This is a genomic window from Anabaena sp. CCY 0017 (assembly GCF_963920885.1).
In the GTDB taxonomy this organism is placed as follows: domain Bacteria; phylum Cyanobacteriota; class Cyanobacteriia; order Cyanobacteriales; family Nostocaceae; genus Nodularia.
Genome location: NZ_CAWUDG010000001.1, coordinates 86,587 through 107,029, shown reverse-complemented (window position 1 = coordinate 107,029; position 20,443 = coordinate 86,587). Strand labels below are relative to the sequence as shown.

Below are 20,443 nucleotides of genomic sequence, written 5' to 3'. Positions count from 1 at the left end.
CTCAATATCAGTGAGAAAAAATACGTTGGGGGAGACTTGCGGCTACGCACGCTTTAGGGGAAGCTTCCTATAGTATTGAAGATATTTGGGATAAAGGGGCAACAATGAGCGCTAGTAGCAATTCCAGCAAAATAAAATTTGGTACTGACGGTTGGAGAGGAATTATAGCCGATGATTTTACTTTTCCCAATGTGCGGAAAGTCACAAGGGCGATCGCAAGTTACCTCGAAACAGCCTATTCAAAAGATAGACCAGTTCTTATTGCCTACGATACTAGGTTTTTGGCTGACCAGTTCGCTCAAACAGCAGCTGAAGTCTTGGCAGACTTGGGTTGGACTGTAAAAATTACTGATCGGGATTGCCCTACACCAGTAATTGCATACAACGCCCGGCTGTTAAACTCGGCTGGGGCTTTGATGTTTACTGCCAGCCATAATCCAGCACCTTACTGTGGAATTAAATATATCCCTGATTATGCTGGGCCTGCCACTCCAGAAATTACGGATACGATTGTGGCGAACATTGAAGGTGCATCGGATGCGCTGCCTGGAAGTGTTCCGGCTGGGGCAATTTCTCTGTTTAACCCCAAACCGGAGTATCTGAAATTTATCTACACTTTACTGGATGTAGAACGCATCAAGAGTGCGAATTTAAAGGTGAAATATGATGCCCTTTATTCTACTTCTCGCGGTTATTTAGATGAAGTTTTGCAACACTGCGGCTGTCAGTTAGAAAGTTTTAACACTACTCGTGATGTGCTATTTGGCGGCGGAATGCCCGAACCCAAGGGTGAACAACTAATTGGGTTAGTGGAGGCAGTAAGAGCCGATAAAGCCGATTTAGGACTGGCTACAGATGGTGATGCTGATCGCTTTGGTATTGTGGATGAATTAGGCAATTTTCTCACTCCCAATACTGTGCTGTTATTGTTAGCACGGCATTTAATTAAAAACAAAGGTCAAAGCGGCGCAATAGTCCGTACTGTGGCGACAACTCACCTGCTGGATAATTTTGCAGCTAAACATGGTTTGCCAATTTATGAAACAGCCGTTGGTTTTAAATTCATCGGTGAGAAAATGCGGGAAACCACCGTATTGATTGGGGGTGAAGAATCTGGCGGTTTAAGTGTAATTGGGCATATTCCTGAAAAAGATGGAATTTTAGCTGATATGCTCGTGGCAGAAGCGATCGCCTATGAAGGTAAACCCCTGAGTCAATTGGTGAAGGAAGCGATCGCCGAAGCTGATGGTCCGCTTTACAATGACCGTCTGGACTTACATTTGACAGAGGCACACAAAACTGCTGTCATCGATTCCTTTACTAAAAATCCTCCTTCAGAGGTAGCCGGGATTAAAGTGAAAGAAGTCGGACGCAAAGACGGGATTAAGTTGTATTTAGAAGAAGGTAGCTGGATTTTGCTGCGTCCTTCTGGTACAGAACCCTTAGTACGCGTTTACATGGAAACCAATTCTGCGGAGAAACTAGCTAAAGTTGCTCAAGAAATGGAAAGTGCGATAGCTCGCGTGGCGTAGCCATTCGCTAAACTTGGAAAAGTAGCAGTTTAAGAAAACCTCACCCCCAGCCCCTCTCCTTACCAAGGAGAGGGGAGTATGAATTGTAATATTATGAAAACTTTGGTTCCTATTTTTATATCTCTAGTTGTGGCTATTTGGGTAGTGGCGATCGCCATTATCTCAGTTCAAAATGCCACACCTGTATCTTTAAAATTCTTAACATTTCAAACGATTCAAATACCAGTCGGTTTAGTCCTGGCTTTCAGCGCTGGTGTGGGTTTAATTGGGATGGCTTTACTGCAACCTCTGTGGGGTCTTGTTGGTTCAGGTTCGGGTAAGTCTCGGTTTGATGACGATGCTGAGTTTTTTGTTGATGATGAGGATTTTTAAACAACAGGACTTACGCAAAAACTCTTTCAAACCCTAATTCCTCTGTGTTCTCTGCGTCTGGTGTGGTTCGTTATGAGGAGGGATAATTTATGGAAGCTGAGTATGATTTTAGCCAAGGTAAGCGAGGAGCAATTGAGCCAACGCCATCTGGCAAAACTAGAATTACAATTCGCCTAGATGATGAAATACTGGCATGGTTTCGTGAGCAAGTTCACTTAGCAGGTGGGGGAAATTACCAAACTTTGATTAACGATGTTTTGCGTGAGTATATTCAACAGGATCGTGAACCTTTAGAAGATACATTAAGGCGAGTTTTGCGAGAAGAACTTGAGCGTATCGGTAAATAAAGTATTTTCTTCTCACAAAACCTGTATTAAGTCATACTTGTATTGTAATGCCGTGCAAGAACGAAGCTTTTGAGTCCACGCTTGAACTTGAAAAATTACAAATATTTAATTATGAAGAATTTACTAAACTAGCTGTAAACCTAGTGAAATTTCAATCTAAAATTCCCCATGATGAAGAACCACAGGAAAAACTTACTGAATTTGCTGAAGAACTCCGAACAACTTTGCTAAATGCTTTCAAACTTACACCAGAAATGATTGATTTCTCTGAGGAAGAACTGGAAACACTAGATGATAAATATCTCTACGCAAATAAGCTCATCATCGATTGCAAAAAAGCAGCAATTGGCGAAACATCCCCTGATTGGTGGCAAGAAATCGAGACGCGGATGTTAAAGCCAAACCTGTAAACCAGAATCAGTATTGCTAGTAGAGGTTCAGATCCCCGACTTCTTGAAGAAGTTGGGGATCTTTGGGTTTGTGGTCTAGTTAGGATTTTTATCTATTTGTTATTGCAGATGTGGAGCTATCAGCACCAGCTAATTATGTGTCAGATTTATTCATATTAATTAATTTTTCTGAAATACTGAGTTTTATGTGTCATCATTAATAATAATTGGTATATAAATAACCTCTTATACTAACTATAATCAGGGATTGAGACCTATGAAAGCACCGTTACCTGATGACGAACCAGCAAGAATTGAAGCACTTTTGCAGTATAAAATCCTTGACACTAAACCTGAAGAGACTTTTGACCAACTCACTCGGCTAGCTTCGTATATTTGCGGCACTCCCATCGCATTAATTAGTTTAATTGATACTAACCGTCAATGGTTTAAATCTAAAATTGGCTTAGACATATTAGAAACTTCCCGTGATTTGGCATTTTGCGCTCATGCTATTTTGCAAAAAGATGTTTTTATTATTCCTGATACCACAACTGATGAACGATTTGTTAGTAACCCACTAGTAACAGCATCTCCCAATATCCGGTTTTATGCGGGCGTACCTCTGACTAATGTTGAAGGATACAGTTTAGGAACGCTGTGTGTAATTGACAAAACACCGCGAAGTTTAACTGCGGAACAAATCGAAGCTTTACGCATTTTAGGTAATCAAGTCATTAATCAACTGGAACTGCGACGCAATTTAGCCAGTTTGGTACTCGTAAATCAGGAACGTCAACAATCAAAGAAAGCACGGTTTCAATTCTTGAAAAAGATTACTGGAGGGTTTGGGGTAGCATCAGCAATTTTGATCACCATTGGTTTGATTTCCTATCAAAATACTAAAACTTATCGAGAAATTATTCATAAACAGCAAGTCAATTTAGAAAAAATCAATATTCAAGAACGGCTATTTTTATTAATATCAGATGCTGAAATGGGACAGCGCGGTTATATTCTCACAGGTGAGCAATCTTATTTAAAATCTTACAAATTAGCACTTACAAAAATTGATAAACAAATTCAATCCCTGAAAACAATCACAGCCAATCAACTTAACCAACAAAGTCAGATTAGCAAGCTAGAAACTTTGATCGTAAGCAGTTTGGACGGAATTAGGCAGACTATCGATTTACGGCAGAATCAGGGATTTGAGTCTAGTTTACAGTCATGGAAAACTAACCAGGAGAAAAATATTTTAAATGACATTCAACAGATTATTAATAATATAGAGAAAGAAGAAAAGGCATTACTTCAGCAACAGTTTATATCTGCAAAAGCTAGCAGATATAATACTATTATAACAGTGGCGATCGCCATTAGTTTGTGTTTGATAATTTTGGCTTTTGTCTACTACTTGATTTATCGAGAGTTTACTGAGCGAACACGCACAGAGGAACTGCTAAAAACAGAGCGCAACTTTATTGCAGCCGTTCTAGATACAGCTAGTGCCTTAGTCGTAGTTCTCGATTTACAAGGGCGAATTGTTCGCTTTAATCAAGCTTGTGAGCAAATCACTGGTTATTCATTTAGTCAAGTACAAGATAGATATATTTGGAACCTATTTTTAACTCCACAAGACATAGAACCAGTGAAAGCTATTTTAACCCAAGCAGCTGCTGGTGACAAAATTCAAGACTACGAAAATTACTGGTTAACAAAAAATGGTCATCGGCGGTTGATTGCTTGGACTAGTGCTAACCTGAAAGACGAACAAGGCAACATTGAATATATTATTGCTACTGGTATTGATATTACAGAAGGTAAACAAGCCGAGGCAGAAATACAACAGCAAAACTTGCGATCGCAATTACTAGCAGATGTGACTTTAAAAATTCGCGAGTCTTTACAAATCGATGAAATTCTGCAAACTAGCGTTACAGAAGTCCAAAAACTATTGCAAGCAGATCGGGTACTAATTTCGCAACTGCAATCTGATAGTTCTGTAACAATTCTCAAAGAAGCTGTAATTCCGGATTTACCTGCGGTTATGGGTAGAAATGTTGCTGACTCTTGTTTGACAGAGAGTTATCTTCAGAAATACTATGAAGGTAGAATAGGCATTATTAATAATATAGAAGAATCTGAGATTGAGCCTTGCCATAAAAAATTATTAGAAGAATTTCAGGTTAAAGCTAACCTTGTCATTCCGATTTTTCTGCAAAATGAACTGTGGGGATTGCTAATTGCTCATCAATGTAATCAAACCCGACAATGGAAAAATTGGGAAATTGAACTGTTGCGATCGCTTGCAAATCAAGTCGGTATTGCTTTAGCTCAAGCCAAGCTACTAGAGGTAGAAACCCGCCAACGACAAGAATTAGAAATTGCTCGCAAACAAGCCGAATTAGCTTCTCAAGCCAAAAGTGCTTTTTTAGCAAATATGAGTCATGAAATTCGAACTCCCATGAATGCTGTTTTGGGAATGACTGGCTTATTATTAGAAACCGATTTGAATAGAGAACAGCGTGATTTTGCCGAAATCATTCATGTTAGTGGCGATGGGCTTTTGTCCTTGATTAATGAAATTTTGGATTTGTCAAAATTAGAAGCCGGCGAAATGATGCTGGAAAAATTAGATTTTGACCTATCTAATTGTGTAGAAGAAGTTTTAGAATTATTAGCACCCCAAGCTCACGAGAAGGGATTAGAAATTGCTGGATTAATTCATCGTAACGTTCCGGTTTATCTCCAAGGTGATGCTAGTCGCCTGCGACAGATTTTGATGAATTTGCTTGGTAACGCTATCAAGTTCACCAGCAAGGGAGAAATTATAGTCAGCGCCCAATTGCAATCGCAAACTTCCAAAAAAGTCACTATTTATTTTTCAGTTACTGATACAGGAATCGGTATTTCCTTTGAAGATCAAAACAAACTATTTCAGCCATTCAGCCAAGTCGATGCTTCCATTACTCGTAGGTACGGTGGTACAGGTTTAGGATTAGCTATTTGTCAGCAGTTAGTAGATTTGATGGGCGGAGAAATTGGTGTTGACAGTGAACCAGGAGAAGGATCTCAATTTTGGTTTGAACTAACATTTACAAAACGCCCCCAGCCAGTTTCTCCTGTCCAGAATGGGGAAATTCTCCAGAATCGCCGCTTGTTAGTTGTGGATGATAATGCTACTAACCGTAAAATTATTTATGATCAAGCAACCCATTGGGGAATGGAAGTAGATGAGGCTGCTAGTGCTACTCAAGCACTTAATGCTTTAGAAACTGCTGTTGAAAAAGGAATTCTTTATGATGTAGTTTTGATTGATATGCAAATGCCACAAGTCGATGGTTTAACATTGGGAAGACAAATTAAAACAAATCCTGTAATTGCGGATATTCCCATAATTATGTTGACTTCTACTAATCAAAGAGAGGAAGTGCAACAAGCGCTAAATATAGGATTTGCTAGTTATTTAGTCAAACCTGTCAAAGCATCTCGGCTACTCGATACAATTATCAATGTCTTGGAAATTCCAGACAAAACTATACAAATTGAGCTACCAATTAGTGAGCAAACTAGTGTAAATAAATCCAAGTTAAGAGTTTTGATTGCTGAAGATAGTTTAGTAAATCAAAAAGTTGCTTTAAAACAACTGCAAAATTTAGGTTATGCTGCTGATGTTGCAGGCAATGGTCAGGAAGTTTTACAGTTATTAGAAAGAATTCCCTATGATTTCATTCTCATGGATTGCCAAATGCCAATTTTAGATGGTTTAGAAACTACAAAAGAAATTCGTCGTCGTATGGATCGCCAACCAGTGGTAATTGCCATGACGGCTCATGCAATGAAAGAAGATAAACAAAATTGTCTAGATGCAGGCATGAATGATTATTTGAGTAAACCAGTCAACAAAGAAAAATTAGCAGATGTCCTCAACCATTGGAGCCAAATAATTTTACGAAAAAATGTTTATTTTGAATTAGCAATTGATTGGCAACATTTACAGCAAATTTCGGAAAATGATCCCGAATTTGAATTAGAATTATTACAAATATTTGTTGAAGATAGCGAGTTACATTTAGAAGCAACCAAAGCGGCAATTGCTACTAATAATTTTCAACAACTGGCACGAGAAGCACATCATATTAAAGGTGCAAGCTCGAATATAGGTGCTATATCTATGGAGACAGCCGCAGATAAGCTAGAAAAATTAAGTCATCAGAATGAGTCTGTTGGTACAAATGAATTAGTAGCTGAGTTAGAAGATTTTATTCAAGAGATTAAAAGTTTTTTAGCTAAAATAGCAGAATTAAATAAAAATATAGTTAAGTAATTTTTTTATATCTGTTTCCTTGATAATTTATTGCTCTAAATCCTAATTAAAATTTTAATATTTAATTTTACAAAATAAACAATAACGATGATCATCTGTTGGCAGATAAGTTAATTCGTCGGCGATAGAAGACATGATTTTTAAACCTCGACCTCTTTCTAAAAAGTTGTCTATCAGTTCAGGTGTTATTTGTAATTGTTTTTCTAAATCAAATGCTAAACCCAGACACCAAATGCGAATTTCTATATGCTCAATTAACCGCACAACTTCCAACTCAATGGGAGTTTCTACAGGTAAATCTTTATGGGCGTGTTCTACAATATTGGCAAAACCTTCCATCAGCAAGGTTTGACACTTCCACCAGATTTTTTGATCAGGAAGAGGTGGTTGATTTATTTGCTCAAACCAGGATAAAATTTCAGTTGTAGCATCTATGTCAGTGTTAACTTTTAAATGAATTTTTTTATTCATTTCTCACCTTGACAACCTGGGTGTTTGTACCTTCAAAATAATAACAAATTTTTATTGATATTATATTATTTATAACTTTTTTGATTTATGAATGTATCAAACCGCCAAGTCGCCCGCGCGCAGCGATGCCCGCCAGGGCTGTAGGTCGCCAAGTGAAGAAGTAAAGAGGTTCACAAATGATTTAGTCCTGCTATAGTTAGGTTTATTCATACCTAATTACTTAGTTAAAATTTATGTTTAAAATATTGATTATTGATGATGATCCGATAGTACGGGCAGCACTGAAAAGAACATTGCAAAATCAGGGCTATGAGACTACTGTTACTAGTAATGGAAATGAAGGAATTACACAGGCGAAAATATTACATCCGGCTCTGATTATTTGTGATTGGGTAATGTCAGAAATGGATGGATTAGAAGTGTGTCGTCAAGTTAAGAAAGATCCCGATTTAGCGACTACTTTTTTTATTTTACTCACGGCTAAAGGTGCTGCACCAGGGGAAGAAGGAGAGCGAGTTAAGGGATTAGACGCTGGCGCAGATGAGTTTGTTTCTAAACCGATTGAAATGAATGAATTGAAGGCGCGGGTGAGAGCTGGTTTGAGGTTACATCAACTCAATCAGGATTTGAGAAATAAACAGCTAGCTTTAGAGGAGTTAAACCACAATTTAGAAGCGGAGTTAGCTGAAGCTGCTGATTATGTGCGATCGCTCTTACCATCACCACTTGTAGGTACTGTAACTACAGAGGCTTTGTTTGTTCCCTCAACGCAGTTAGGGGGAGATTGCTTTGACTATTACTGGATTGATGATGATCATTTGGTGATTTATCTCTTAGATGTTTCTGGACATGGAGTAGGTTCAGCACTACTGTCTGTGTCTGTGTTGAACGTCTTGCGATCGCAGTCTCTACCCAATACTAATTTTTGTCATCCCGACGAAGTTCTAAAAGCGCTTAATCAGAGTTTTCAAATGAGTAGTCATGGAAACAAATATTTTACAATTTGGTATGGAGTTTACAATCGCTTAAAACAGCAATTAACTTATGCTAATGCTGGACATCCAGCAGGTGTATTACTAGATAAAGATGCTACAAATATCAAACAGCTAAGTTCTTTAGATTTACCAATTGGTTTTATTCCTGATATCGATTTTCAGATAGAGATGATAAACATTGCAGATAATAGCAGTTTATACCTCTTTAGCGATGGTACGTATGAACTTTTACTACCAAATGGTCAAATTTGGGGTTTCGATGCTTTTTTAGATTTATTAACCCATTCTAGTCAGACAAATCAAAATCACTCTCATCTTCAGAACCTATTAGCACATATTAAAAATCTCAGCCCCAGTGCTATTTTTGATGATGATTTATCGCTTTTAAAAATTACCTTTAATTAGATAACTCGGCGTAAATCAAATTAAGTAGAAGCAATTCATGAATTACCCCTACAAAAATATTTCCTCTTTGCGCCTGGTGCGCCTCTGCGTGAGAAAAAATTAATTATTTTGTTGCTAATACTTGATTGTTAAATTCTTCTCTCGTAGTAAACACTTGTAAAATTCTATCCATTTTCGTTAATTCAAATATCGTCTTCACCTGATCATTTACAGAGCAGATAAAGAGTTTTCCATTAGATTGCTTAACAGCCTGCATAGCCGCCACTAAAGCACCTAAACCCGAACTATCAATAAAATTAACATCTTTCAAGTCAATGAGTATAATATCCGCATCTGTGGATGTAAGATTAGTAATTTCTCGACGTAGCTCATTACCCTTAACTGAATTTAAAATTCCTGAAGGTTCTAACACCTTGATTTTAGGATTCATCGCGTTTACCTTTAAATTAATTTGGGAGATATTATTTAATTTTTACATATAATTTTTATAAAAAAGCAATCTTCATCAATATTTATTACTAGTTTAACAATTAATTTTTTTTAATAGTATGTAAATATCAGGTGCATTATAACTGAAATTAACGCACCTGAATAAATCATACTTAGACTAATTATAAATTATGAATTATTCTGAGATTCCCAAATAGAAGCCTGAATAATTCCCCAGATTAATGCCAAATTGTAAATAGCCCAAGCAATATTGAAGAAATAAACGCCAGGACTATTTAAATTACCCGTAGCATAACGATAAATGCTCCATAATATTCCTAAAATAGTCAGAAAAAAGACAAATAACTGTGGCCAAATTAGCCACAGATACATTAGTGATTGGCGGTGCTTAGGTATAATTGGAAATTTAATTGATTGTTTAGAAAATACACTCCATACGGATTGGATTAATAAAGGAAATAATGCGATCGCATATTGTTCTGAACGCCATATTTCTCTAGGAGAAATCCCCCAATTAGCAGCGATAAAGGTCATTCGGTTAATCATCAAAGCTGGAAAAAAGTGTAAAGCAAAATCAGATTCAACTGTTTTAAGTGGAATAATTCCTGTGAAAAAATATATAATTGGACACAAGATAAATACAAAAGTCGCAAAACCTGAGAAATAGCTATAGATAGTCTTAAAATACTGCACTTTTTGCCAAAAGCTTAGTCCGGCTTTGGTGAGGGGATTTTCTTCCACTAAAACTTTTATAGTTCCTTGCGCCCAATGTAATCTTTGTTTCAATGTAGAAATTAAATCATTAGGTGCTAATCCTTCCGCTAACAATTCATGATGATAAACAGATTTCCAACCAGCACTATGTAAGCGCATGGCTGTATTTATATTTTCTGTAATGCTGTTGATAGATCCGCAATTATTTAATTTTAATTCATCTTTGATGTATTCATCGGCAAAATATTCTAGCCCCACACTAATTAATGCTTCTCTTCTTAATACGGCATTTGTGCCTGTATAGAAAGCCGAATTCATCCCATCTTTACCCTGTTGTAAAGTTTCATAAAATAAACTGGCGCGATGACCAAAAGGATCGCCAGAGGGAATATTGTAAAAATCTTGGGGTGTTTGTACAAAAGCAATTTTGTTGGATTCGTATTTTGCTGTAAAGAAATTGTAAGTATGAAAATAAGGTAAAACTCGTTTAAGAAATTGGGGCTTAGGAATATGATCAGCATCTAAAGTCAGAATAAAATCACCCGCAGTTTCGCCAGAAAAAATGGCGTAATTAAGACTACCTGTTTGTTTTGGTTGAGCAATATAGCGTAAACGAGCGAGTTCAACTAGTTCTAACTCTTTTTGGTAAATAGCTGATTCTAATAATTGTCGCTCTGTAGTTAGGCGTTCTTGGATACTATTTGTTACTTCAGAACTATTGTGATCAGCAAGATTTAACCATAAAATAAATTTTTGCAGGCTATTTAAAAGTTTGGAGGAATTATCGGCTTCGGAATTAAAGTTTTTTAAGCATTCTTCAGCAGCTTCTAAATCTGGTTGCAAACTATCTAATTCCTGAAGACGGTTTACCAGAGTCGAACGTTCTGCATCAATTCGATTCGCCTCATGTTGTAACAATGGTGATTGTAAATCTTCAATACATAATCTTTCAGACATCCTGCGCATTTCTTCTGAATTATCATCATCTAGTATATAAACGCGTAACTTACTTGCGGGGTAATCCATTCCTAAAGCCTCTCTAGCAGTTGCTGCTACAATTTCTGGCGGCTTATTCTCACAGGTCACAAAAACATCTACAATCGGCCAATCAGAGATAGATAGGGATGGTGTCATTTGGTCGAGAGATTTGATTTGTCTAACTAAGGGTCGCCACAGTCCAATTACAAACATGACTCCGCCGAAGTAGCTGTAAATTTCGGCTAATAATAAGGGAATCGCCAGCCACAGTGCATCAAAGTTAATAGAATGACTAATTCGCCAATGCAGATACCAAGCCCCAAAAATTAAATTTATTTCTGCTAAATAGCGAAAAAGTAACGTTCTTTTTTTGAGGATAGAACGACTATTACCGGAAAAGTTTTTTGCATGATTAAGTATGGAGTCTGAAGCCATATTGCACCTTAAAGAAAATTAAAAAGTTAATGGTTTTTTGAGAGGGTGTTTGAAAAGTGTCGGGCTGTGATGAAACCCCTCCCCTAGCCCCTCCCCGCAAGCGAGGAGGGGAACAGGAATTAAAGTGTGTAGGGTGTGTTGTCGCGTAGCGCAACGCACCATCTTCAATTCTCGGTACGTTAGAACTAGCGTCCATAACGCACCCTACTGGACTGACAAACCTAAAATAGTGCATAAGCATAAATATTGTGGGGTGGGCTTCTACCCCCCCCGAACAGGCAAGACTTGTACTGAGCTTGTCGAAGTATGCCTGTTCCACAAGAGAAACATAATGCATCATTTTAAGCTTTTCACGCACCCTACGAGGTTCAAGCCAATGTGGGTAAGATTTACTAATATCACCTGATATCCACCCGTTGGATGGTGAATTAGGCAATCAAGTCTTACCCGTAGCTAAGTATAGTTCAATACTCAGAATTTACAACAGTGAGTCAACGGAAAATTTACTCGTGGGATACATTTAGTCACGTTCCCAATGAAGATATCGGCGAAAGCGCATACAATCAAAAAGTCACACTGCATAGCTTTCCGCTTACCTTGGCTTGGAAAATTTCCCACACCAGTTTGTATAACTTTATATTTTTTAACTGAGAAGATTGAAATTGTTATTATCTGTAAAAGCGTATATTAACTAACACAACGAGACTCTAAAAAAAATGACCTCTGATTTTGAACCACCATCAAAAAAGTTATCCATATTGGCTTCCGTCGGAGGAGTAGTCACAGCTGCGATCGCCATCACAGGACTAAGTTGGTGGTCTGTGTCTTTAACTAGTAATCGCGTAGCTTCTATAGACACACCAGAAGCATCCATCACTGAACCTTCCCCGGAGAAAGAACCAGAAGTTGATTCAGAAGAAGTGGCGAGACTGGATGCGGAATCTTTAGTTTTACCAGGCGACCCCATTAGTCCTAAGCAAGTTATTATCTCCTTCATTCCATACGTTGCACCTAACTTAGGAGAATTGACTCCAGGAGAAATAGCGATCGCCCGTCAAGCTTGGTCATACTTCCAACGCAACTGGAATGATGAAACAGGTTTAGTTAATTCTGTAGATGGTATTACTTCTGTAACTATGTGGGATCAAGCCAGTGCGATCGCCGCTTTGGTCAGCGCCAAGGAACTGGATATTGTCTCTGAGTCAGAATTTGACGAAAAAATGGGTGTGATGTTGCAGACTTTAGCAACTATGCCTTTATATAAAAAAGAACTCCCTAACAAAGTCTATAACTCCCAAACTCTGTCACCCATTAACTATGGTCAACTAGAGAAACCCGCAGAAATTGGCTGGTCAGCTATCGATTTAGGGCGAATGGCACTATGGTTAAAAATAGTCGGGACAAAATATCCCCAGTGGCGATCGCAAACCGAAGCAGTTTGGCAACATTGGCAAGTTAAACGCCTCACCAGAAGAGGTCAAATATACGGTACTAGCATCGTCAAAGGTAGAGAACAATATAACCCAGAAGGACGCTTAGGTTATGGGAACTATGCCGCCTACGGTTTGAAACTGTGGGGCTTAAATGCTAGTGAAGCTTTAGAATATCAAAGCAATACCGCTTATGCCAATCTTTACGGACAAGGCATACCCTACGACAAACGCGACCATGAGACATCAGGCGCGAATAACTACGTCCTCAGCCAACCCTATATATTAGATGGCATTGAAACCGGATTTCAATCTTTACCAAAAGTTTTCGCTGACCGGATATTAGCAGCCCAAGAAGCCCGTTATCAAGCCACCAATCAATTAACAGCCGTTACAGAAGATAACCTAGACCGTTCTCCATACTTTCTTTACAACAGCTTATTTGTCAACGGTGAACCTTGGGTAGCAATCACGGATAGCCGCGAACCACATCAGAACTTAAGATTTATCAGTACTAAAGCAGCCTTTGGCTGGAACATACTTTACAACACCAACTACACCAATAAACTATCTAATTTTGTCCAAACAAATCTCCAATCAGATTACGGTTGGTATAACGGCTACTATGAATCTCTCCGTCAGCCCAACAAAAGCCTCACCGCCAACAACAATGGCGTAATTCTTTCCAGCTTACTGTATAAACAAGTAGGAAAACCCCTGACAGTTTGGGCAGGCTTATAGCCGTTTGTGATAAAAATTCCCACCTCCAAAGTTTTCTAGGGTGGGGATTGACAAAAATATCAATTTATGATATTAGCCAAATCTGCCACTGACATAATTGCGGGTATCTTCTTGCTGAGGATCATTGAAAATAAGTTCTGTTGAGTTGTATTCAACTAGATAACCACTGCGACCACCTTCTGCAACTTTAACGTTAAAAAATGCTGTATTATCAGACACCCGTGCAGCTTGTTGCATATTGTGGGTAACGATCACGATAGTATATTTCTCTTTCAGTTGGTGAATTAGTTCTTCCACCCGCAAGGTAGAAACAGGATCTAGGGCTGAACAAGGTTCATCCATAAGGATAATTTCTGGTTGTACTGCGATCGCTCTAGCAATACACAACCGTTGCTGCTGTCCCCCAGATAAAGATGCACCACTTTGCCGCAGTTTATCTTTAACTTCATCCCACAAAGCAGCTTGTCGCAGACTTCGTTCCACTAATTCATCTAAATTACCTCTATAACCGTTGATTTTGGCTCCAAAAGTAATATTGTCATAAATTGATTTGGGAAACGGGTTTGGTCTTTGAAATACCATCCCAATTCTCCGGCGCACCTCTACAGGATCAATGTTAGGTGCATACAAATTGTCATTGTAAAAATAAACTTTACCTTCGGCTCGAAACGAATCAATCAGGTCATTGAGGCGGTTATAGCATCGTAGTAATGTACTTTTACCACAGCCAGAAGGGCCAATAAAGGATGTCACCTGATTTTTCGGAATGTCCAGCCAAATATTCTGCAAAGCTAAGAACTTGCCGTAGTAAACGTTAAGATTTTCTGTCCGTAAAACGGTTTCAGTATCATTCACTGTAGTAGTGTTAGTAACCATAATATAGTCTAGTGTAGTGTTGATGTTTGCGATAGAAAACCATGCTTGGGATACAATTTCACTAAGCTTTTTTGCGAGTTGCCCAACGAGCCAGGATACTGGTAATCAAAACCATAAATACCAAGACCAAAGAAGCTGCCCAAGCTAGTGACTGCCAATTGTCAAAAGGAGAAATCGCAAAGTTGTAAACTAAAACCGCCAAGGAAGGAGTAGGCTTGAGTAAGCCACTAGGCCAGAATTGGGAGAATAAAGCCGTAAATAATAAAGGCGCAGTTTCGCCAGAGGCGCGCGCGATCGCTAAACTAGAACCAGTCACAATTGCTGGTAGAGCAGCTGGCAAAACAACTTGTGTTACTGTTTGAAAATTAGTTGCACCTAAACCCACAGATGCTTGTCGCAAGTCTTGCGATACTAGCTGTAATGCTTCATCAGTAGTTTTTACAATAATTGGCAACATCAAAATTGCTAAGGCGAACCCACCACCAACAGCTGAATATGAGCCTAAATTCAGCCTGACTAATCCCAAAACCACAATCCCGTAAGCAAATACCCCAGCAATAATAGAAGGAACTCCACTGAGAACATTAGTAGCAAATCGTATTCCTCTAGCGACTTTACCAGTACTAAATTCTGTTAAGTAAATTGCCGCTAAAACACCAAAGGGAATGCTCATTAATGCAGCAATTCCGACCATTAATATTGTTCCGATGATAGCATTCCCAAAACCTCCTCCCTCTCTCAGTGGTGGGGGTGGTAGTTCGGTAAACACATCGAAACTGAGACTGCTAAAGCCTTTAATAATGACATAACTAAGTACTGCCACTAAAGGCACAAGCACTAACACTCCACAGATAAATGCTACCACTGTCATGGCTGTATTAAACAGCGTTCGGGGAGATTTAGAAGAGCGTGTCAAACTACGTTCAGGAAATTTCGATGTCATACTTAAATCCAAAACTACGCTATATCCGCTTCACTCGCAAAACAATCAATTCTGCCATAATATTGACAACAAGCGTGATAAAAAACAAAACCAAGCCTGCGTACATTAAAGAGGCAATTTGCAAACCACCAGCCTCCGCAAATTGATTTGCTAGTAGAGAAGCAATTGTATTCGCTGGAGCAAAAATTGAGATATTAATATTGTTGGCATTGCCAATCAACATTGTTACCGCCATTGTTTCTCCCATAGCCCGGCCAAGTGCCAGCATAATAGCACTGACGATGCCAGAGATGGCAGATGGAATTATTACTTGTAAAATTGTTTCCCAACGAGTTGCACCCAATCCCATAGATGCTTGACGCAAACTGGAAGGTATAGAAATTAGAGCATCACGAGATATAGCTGTGATGATTGGCACAATCATAATTGCCAAAATGACTCCAGCTGGAAACATTGATGGACCTGTAGGAGTGGTGCTAAAGAATGGTATCCAGCCAAAATAAGTATGAATCCATTTTCCCACTTCGTTCAAAATCGGAATTAAAACGAAAATACCCCATATTCCGTAGACAACACTGGGAATAGCAGCCAGCAGTTCTACCAAAAATACTGTCACCACCCGCACTTGGGTGGGGAGAAAATTTTCGCTCAACAACACAGCCGTACCTACGCCGATGGGTACAGCTATCAACAAACCAATCAAAGAACTGACTATAGTTCCATAAATTTGCGGCAGCACCCCATAATCATCAATAACTGGATTCCAAGCACTGTTAATTAAAAAGCCTACACCATATTTTTGTATGGCTGGCCAGGCTTCAATCGTCACCTGCATCGCAATCCACAACAAAGTAGCAGCGACACCTAAAGAAAAAATTCGAGTTAACCAAATAAAGCCGCGGTCTAGCGAATTTCTGAGATCGGAGCGACTTTTAATATTTGCTGATTGCAGACTTGAAAAATTTGTAGTCATGACTACCAAATGTAACAATTAAATCACAAAAAAATGTGAGCGTAAACCAAATGGGTAAAATTGTCGCTTCATCAACTAGAGCAAATTTGAGCTATGGCTCAATCAGGGTTGCTAGTTGGGAACGTTAATAAAGCGACAGGCTTGTTAATCTGTTGATTAACTTTTGATTTTTGCTACTCTATGTCTTGATTTACTACTGTTGACAATTTCTTAGCACTACTTACTAGCGCTAGCACCACTGCCATTTACAGCTATTTGATAATCGGGACTGATTTGATCTGCCGCCGCAGCCACTTTTTCTATCACAGCTTGAGGTAAGGGAATATACCCTAATTCTCCAGAGATTTTTTGCCCTTCAGTTAAAACGTACTCAATTGTTGCTTCCATTGCTTTAGCTTTGACTGGATTGGCATAATTTTTGTAAGCCAGAATCCAACTGAAACTAACAATAGGATAAGATCCATCTCCCTCTGGGTCTGGTTCAAAGGCACGGAGATTTTCAGGCAATTGTATTGCTGCTAAAGTTTGAGATGCTGAATCGTCATTGTATTTAACAAATTTGCCTGCTTTATTTTCCAAAGCAGCGTAACTGAGGTTCTGTTGCTTGGCGTAACCATACTCAATGTAACCCATAGAACCCTGAGTTTGTTTGATTTGGGCAGTCACACCTTCATTACCCTTACCACCCACTCCTACTGGCCAGTCTACAGTTTTACCTTCCCCAACTTTATCTTTCCACTCTGGACTGATAGTGGCCAAGTGTTTTGTAAACACACCTGTAGTACCACTACCATCAGAACGATGTATCCATGCAATCGGCTGGTCGGGAAGGTTAGCATCTGGGTTAGCTGCAACAATTCTGGGATCGTTCCAAGTTTTGACTTTACCTAAAACGATATCGGTGTAAAGGTCTCTTGGTAGGTTTAGGTCTGTAACACCAGGCAAGTTGTAAGCCAGTACAATTCCACCAGCCGTCACTGGGAGTAAAATTACGCCCTTATCTTGTGGTACTTGCTGAATTTCTTCGTCCTTCATGGCCACATCACTGGCACCAAAGTCTACAGTACCTTTAGTAAATTGTTCAACTCCCGCACCACTACCCACTGACTGATAGTTAACTTGCAGGTTAGGATATTTTTTGTTGAGATCCGCAAACCAACTCTGAAATAAAGGTGCTGGGAAAGAAGCACCTGCACCAGTTAATGCTACGTCCCCGCCCAAATCCAATTTCACAGGACTTGTAGCTGTAGCGTCTGTCGCAGTGCCACCGGGAGTATCTGAGGCTTGCTCTGTGCCACAAGCCCCTAAGCTAAATGTCAGTGCTAACACTGAAGCTGTAGCCGCTAGGCGACTTTTTTTGATTCTCTGTATACGTGATAGCATCGCTGTGAATTTATCCAGATGAGCGATACCAGGATACCTCTAAGAGATATATATAGAGGTAAACAAAAGGTTAAGAAACATAAAAATGTATGTTTTTTTGAATAAATTTGGCAAATTGGTTTTCTTTGACTGGATATTTTTTATACTTATTCAGTAAATAAACTTAAAATTTATACTTGCTTTCACTAGATATATTTTGTGGAATGAGAAATTCCTAATTATTGACTTGAACCCTAATGTTCTTTCTGCCAAGCATTGGGTAATGGATAGGCGCAAGCGAGCAGGGGGCGATGATATACCTTATGTGATGAGTAAACGCTATATGTATAATTATTGTTTTTATGAATACCTGATAGGGAAAAATATTTGACCTGTGGCTTTTAAACCTGAGAAATTTTTTACCTATAGATACCAACTGTAAAAAGAATAACACCGATCCTTTTTCTGATAGCTATATTTTTTTGTCTGTTTATCTTCTGTAGTTATTAAACTATTACCTTAAATAAGAAAGATACATAGGGAGATTAAGCATTCGTGCTAGGTACACAAAAACTTAAAAATATGATTCACTTGTCATAATGAAAAATGAGCATTAGTTAAGTATGACCAATATGTATATAGCTATGCTCAAAATAGAGCCTCAAACACAGAAAATAGTCCTTTCATACATTGTTTGAGCATTTGTGTAAGTAAAATGGCTGGAAGCGTTGGAAATGTGGGAACTGTTCAATTATTATGGTCGATGGTTGGCTTGCTCCTGACAATGGGCGGTACATTCCTAGAAGTCTATGGTATGGACTGGCCTTGGAATTGGGGTCAGCAAGGCATTCAGACTTTTTCTCTAGGTGTCACCTGTCAAGTGGGTGCGGTGCTGTTAGTAGGTTGTTTAGGAGGTAAAAATGCTGGCGCACTATCGCAAATCGCCTATTTAGTTATGGGTTTAACCTTGCTACCTGTATTTGCTGATGGCGGAGGTATTGGTTATGTCAAGCTATCTCAGTTTGGCTATCTACTCGGCTTTATTCCGGGAGGGTGGATTTGTGGATTTTTAGCTTTTAAAGCTAGACCCAGATTGGAAAGCCTAGCTTTTAGTTGTATAAGTGGCTTGTTAACTGTCCACATCTGTGGTGTTACTTATTTGACAATTAGTTATCTTTTGCAGTTGAAAGGTACGGAAAATTTAGCTCTAATGCAAGCAATCCTCAGATATTCGTGGTTTGCCCTACCTGGTCAACTAGCTGTAGTGTGCGCTGTTACTGTAATAGCATATATATTACGACATTTAATGTTTTATTAGTTATGACGGGACTAGTACCGCCATGAAGTCAAAAGGTTGTTATTTTGGGATTTTGAGCTTTTTGAATGACTGTACTAGCTCTCACTCCCCATTCCCCACTCCCTAGTTTAGTTTCATGCGTTTAAAAAATCATTTCTTTTGGATTGCTGCTTTTATTGCTTTTTTCTTGGATCAATTGACAAAATATTGGATCACGCAAAGCTTTACTTTGGGACAGACACTACCAATCATACCCGACGTATTTCATTTTACTTATGTTACTAATACTGGTGCAGCTTTTAGTCTATTTAGTGGAAAAGTAGAGTGGTTGCGCTGGCTCTCGTTGGGTGTGAGTTTAGTATTGATAGCATTAGCCTGGTTTGGTCAGAATTTAAATTACTGGGATCAGTTCGGCTATGGTTTAATTTTAGGTGGAGCCTTGGGCAATGGTATTGATCGGTTTGTTTTAGGCTATGTCGTTGATTTCCTAGATTTCCGCTTGATTAATTTTGCTGTATTTAATTTGGCAGATTCATTTATTAGTATTGGTATTGTTTGTCTGTTAATTGCTTCTTTCCAAAAAACACCAAATTCCGGCGACGGCTCAAGCTAATTCGTAATTGATAATGCCTCTTGCAGAGGAGCTACGCTCTAAGCGCAGCTATGCCGCAGGCTTTACGTAGTTCGTAATTACAATCAATGGGAGCTTGAGACTCGCCACTGATTGTAATCCACCACATCACAAATATATAGTGGGGGCTTGTACCCTCTTAAATTACGAATTACGAATTAGTAATTATTTTGCTAATTTATTGGGGGTTGGGTGCGCTCTGAACATCAGATTCACTCGGCATCAAAGTTTCTGGGGCTGGTGTTAAGCTACTATTCGGTTCAGCTCCTTCCTGCATCAAAGTTTCTGGAGTATTTGTAGTGTCAGGAGTGGTGTTACCATCTAACAGTGGTACAGGAATAGTACCAGAGGTAGGAGGTACGAGTGCAGTCCCTCCTGGACAACGGGAATTAAGAGGCGATCGCTCACACAGAATTTTCATTCCTGCTGGTGAGAGCTTGATTTCCGCAGGCGCATTCATGGATAAACTATCGGATTCGGTAACTGGGGATTTACTTGATTCGGCAACAGCAACATTAGCAGTAAAAGCCAAAGTCAAAGCTGTACCAATCAGGGTCAGAAATTTTCCCTTCATTCTGAAATTAACCTCAACGGAAACAGAACACTCCGCCAATTAAATCAAACAATTAATTTGAGAAAATCTATCTAAATGAGGATGTATAAATAAAGAATAAAATGTATGGGAAACTTTTAGTGTAAACTTTAAATTTATTGTAAATTAATAATTAGTTTTTAGAAGCACAAAAGTAAAAGTATTAACCCTGATTTTGAT

General features: G+C 38.8%; 17 protein-coding genes. 9 read left to right on the top strand and 8 right to left on the bottom strand.

Translation table 11 applies throughout. The annotated features are described in order from the left end of the window. Positions 1-104 precede the first annotated feature (104 nt). The 5 genes from ACM0OW_RS00470 to ACM0OW_RS00450 all read left to right on the top strand — a co-directional run bounded on the left by ACM0OW_RS00470 (position 105) and on the right by ACM0OW_RS00450 (position 6,970). Positions 105-1,532: a phosphoglucomutase/phosphomannomutase family protein gene (locus tag ACM0OW_RS00470; RefSeq protein WP_414548076.1), complete on the top strand. Its 1,428-nt coding sequence runs from the start codon at positions 105-107 to the stop codon at positions 1,530-1,532. A 93-nt stretch (positions 1,533-1,625) separates the two neighbouring features. Further along, entirely contained in the window at positions 1,626-1,904 is a 279-nt protein-coding gene (locus ACM0OW_RS00465; protein WP_414548416.1) for a LapA family protein, read from the top strand. A gap of 89 nt (positions 1,905-1,993) precedes the next feature. Further along, the gene (locus tag ACM0OW_RS00460; RefSeq protein ID WP_414548075.1) at positions 1,994-2,251 is read left to right on the top strand and encodes a BrnA antitoxin family protein; all 258 of its coding nucleotides are present in this window, start codon (positions 1,994-1,996) and stop codon (positions 2,249-2,251) included. 143 nt (positions 2,252-2,394) lie between these two features. After that, complete coding sequence (locus ACM0OW_RS00455) at positions 2,395-2,661, top strand: NACHT C-terminal helical domain 2-containing protein (RefSeq protein WP_414548074.1); 267 nt, start codon at positions 2,395-2,397, stop codon at positions 2,659-2,661. A 256-nt stretch (positions 2,662-2,917) separates the two neighbouring features. Next, a complete protein-coding gene (locus ACM0OW_RS00450) occupies positions 2,918-6,970 on the top strand; it encodes a response regulator (protein WP_414548073.1) in 4,053 nt (1,350 codons plus the stop codon). Positions 6,971-7,024: 54 nt separating this feature from the next. On the opposite strand, the gene ACM0OW_RS00445 is transcribed toward ACM0OW_RS00450, so the two are convergent. Further along, positions 7,025-7,441 (bottom strand): ATP-binding protein, encoded by a 417-nt coding sequence (locus tag ACM0OW_RS00445; protein ID WP_414548072.1) that lies wholly within the window; start codon positions 7,439-7,441, stop codon positions 7,025-7,027. A gap of 233 nt (positions 7,442-7,674) precedes the next feature. Between ACM0OW_RS00445 and ACM0OW_RS00440 the strand changes: the two genes are divergently transcribed. Next, positions 7,675-8,841: a SpoIIE family protein phosphatase gene (locus tag ACM0OW_RS00440; protein ID WP_414548071.1), complete on the top strand. Its 1,167-nt coding sequence runs from the start codon at positions 7,675-7,677 to the stop codon at positions 8,839-8,841. A gap of 103 nt (positions 8,842-8,944) precedes the next feature. Here the strand turns inward: ACM0OW_RS00440 and ACM0OW_RS00435 are convergent, their stop codons facing one another. Continuing rightward, positions 8,945-9,271, bottom strand: a complete 327-nt coding sequence (locus ACM0OW_RS00435) for an STAS domain-containing protein (protein WP_414548070.1) — start codon at positions 9,269-9,271, stop codon at positions 8,945-8,947. A 188-nt stretch (positions 9,272-9,459) separates the two neighbouring features. Further along, positions 9,460-11,418, bottom strand: a complete 1,959-nt coding sequence (locus ACM0OW_RS00430; protein ID WP_414548069.1) for a glycosyltransferase family 2 protein — start codon at positions 11,416-11,418, stop codon at positions 9,460-9,462. 716 nt (positions 11,419-12,134) lie between these two features. Here ACM0OW_RS00430 and ACM0OW_RS00425 point away from each other — a divergent pair. Next, positions 12,135-13,589, top strand: a complete 1,455-nt coding sequence (locus tag ACM0OW_RS00425) for a DUF3131 domain-containing protein (protein ID WP_414548068.1) — start codon at positions 12,135-12,137, stop codon at positions 13,587-13,589. Positions 13,590-13,661: 72 nt separating this feature from the next. Here ACM0OW_RS00425 and pstB read toward each other — a convergent pair whose 3' ends face one another. The 4 genes from pstB to pstS form a co-directional block, all read right to left on the bottom strand. After that, positions 13,662-14,465 carry a phosphate ABC transporter ATP-binding protein PstB gene (pstB, locus tag ACM0OW_RS00420; protein WP_414548067.1) on the bottom strand — a complete coding sequence of 268 codons (804 nt, stop codon included), beginning with the start codon at positions 14,463-14,465 and terminating at the stop codon, positions 13,662-13,664. Between the two features lie 61 nt (positions 14,466-14,526). Then, a complete protein-coding gene (gene pstA, locus ACM0OW_RS00415; protein ID WP_414548066.1) occupies positions 14,527-15,408 on the bottom strand; it encodes a phosphate ABC transporter permease PstA in 882 nt (293 codons plus the stop codon). 19 nt (positions 15,409-15,427) lie between these two features. Continuing rightward, positions 15,428-16,381: a phosphate ABC transporter permease subunit PstC gene (pstC, locus tag ACM0OW_RS00410; protein WP_414548065.1), complete on the bottom strand. Its 954-nt coding sequence runs from the start codon at positions 16,379-16,381 to the stop codon at positions 15,428-15,430. 216 nt (positions 16,382-16,597) lie between these two features. Beyond that, positions 16,598-17,764 (bottom strand): phosphate ABC transporter substrate-binding protein PstS, encoded by a 1,167-nt coding sequence (pstS, locus tag ACM0OW_RS00405; protein ID WP_414548064.1) that lies wholly within the window; start codon positions 17,762-17,764, stop codon positions 16,598-16,600. 694 nt (positions 17,765-18,458) lie between these two features. Between pstS and ACM0OW_RS00400 the strand changes: the two genes are divergently transcribed. Continuing rightward, positions 18,459-19,061, top strand: a complete 603-nt coding sequence (locus ACM0OW_RS00400) for a biotin transporter BioY (protein WP_414548063.1) — start codon at positions 18,459-18,461, stop codon at positions 19,059-19,061. A gap of 115 nt (positions 19,062-19,176) precedes the next feature. After that, complete coding sequence (gene lspA / locus ACM0OW_RS00395; RefSeq protein ID WP_414548062.1) at positions 19,177-19,653, top strand: signal peptidase II; 477 nt, start codon at positions 19,177-19,179, stop codon at positions 19,651-19,653. Between the two features lie 196 nt (positions 19,654-19,849). Here the strand turns inward: lspA and ACM0OW_RS00390 are convergent, their stop codons facing one another. Then, positions 19,850-20,245 (bottom strand): hypothetical protein, encoded by a 396-nt coding sequence (locus ACM0OW_RS00390; protein WP_414548061.1) that lies wholly within the window; start codon positions 20,243-20,245, stop codon positions 19,850-19,852. Positions 20,246-20,443: the final 198 nt, after the last annotated feature.

What these genes read in the sequence shown, in the direction of transcription:
- ACM0OW_RS00470 (WP_414548076.1), top strand. Translation starts at nt 105, where the DNA reads ATGAGCGCTAGTAGCAATTCCAGCAAAATAAAATTTGGTACTGACGGT.
- ACM0OW_RS00465 (WP_414548416.1), top strand. Translation starts at nt 1,626, where the DNA reads ATGAAAACTTTGGTTCCTATTTTTATATCTCTAGTTGTGGCTATTTGG.
- ACM0OW_RS00460 (WP_414548075.1), top strand. Translation starts at nt 1,994, where the DNA reads ATGGAAGCTGAGTATGATTTTAGCCAAGGTAAGCGAGGAGCAATTGAG.
- ACM0OW_RS00450 (WP_414548073.1), top strand. Translation starts at nt 2,918, where the DNA reads ATGAAAGCACCGTTACCTGATGACGAACCAGCAAGAATTGAAGCACTT.
- ACM0OW_RS00445 (WP_414548072.1), bottom strand. Translation starts at nt 7,441, where the DNA reads ATGAATAAAAAAATTCATTTAAAAGTTAACACTGACATAGATGCTACA.
- ACM0OW_RS00440 (WP_414548071.1), top strand. Translation starts at nt 7,675, where the DNA reads ATGTTTAAAATATTGATTATTGATGATGATCCGATAGTACGGGCAGCA.
- ACM0OW_RS00435 (WP_414548070.1), bottom strand. Translation starts at nt 9,271, where the DNA reads ATGAATCCTAAAATCAAGGTGTTAGAACCTTCAGGAATTTTAAATTCA.
- ACM0OW_RS00430 (WP_414548069.1), bottom strand. Translation starts at nt 11,418, where the DNA reads ATGGCTTCAGACTCCATACTTAATCATGCAAAAAACTTTTCCGGTAAT.
- ACM0OW_RS00425 (WP_414548068.1), top strand. Translation starts at nt 12,135, where the DNA reads ATGACCTCTGATTTTGAACCACCATCAAAAAAGTTATCCATATTGGCT.
- pstB (WP_414548067.1), bottom strand. Translation starts at nt 14,465, where the DNA reads ATGGTTACTAACACTACTACAGTGAATGATACTGAAACCGTTTTACGG.
- pstA (WP_414548066.1), bottom strand. Translation starts at nt 15,408, where the DNA reads ATGACATCGAAATTTCCTGAACGTAGTTTGACACGCTCTTCTAAATCT.
- pstC (WP_414548065.1), bottom strand. Translation starts at nt 16,381, where the DNA reads ATGACTACAAATTTTTCAAGTCTGCAATCAGCAAATATTAAAAGTCGC.
- pstS (WP_414548064.1), bottom strand. Translation starts at nt 17,764, where the DNA reads ATGCTATCACGTATACAGAGAATCAAAAAAAGTCGCCTAGCGGCTACA.
- ACM0OW_RS00400 (WP_414548063.1), top strand. Translation starts at nt 18,459, where the DNA reads ATGGCTGGAAGCGTTGGAAATGTGGGAACTGTTCAATTATTATGGTCG.
- lspA (WP_414548062.1), top strand. Translation starts at nt 19,177, where the DNA reads ATGCGTTTAAAAAATCATTTCTTTTGGATTGCTGCTTTTATTGCTTTT.
- ACM0OW_RS00390 (WP_414548061.1), bottom strand. Translation starts at nt 20,245, where the DNA reads ATGAAGGGAAAATTTCTGACCCTGATTGGTACAGCTTTGACTTTGGCT.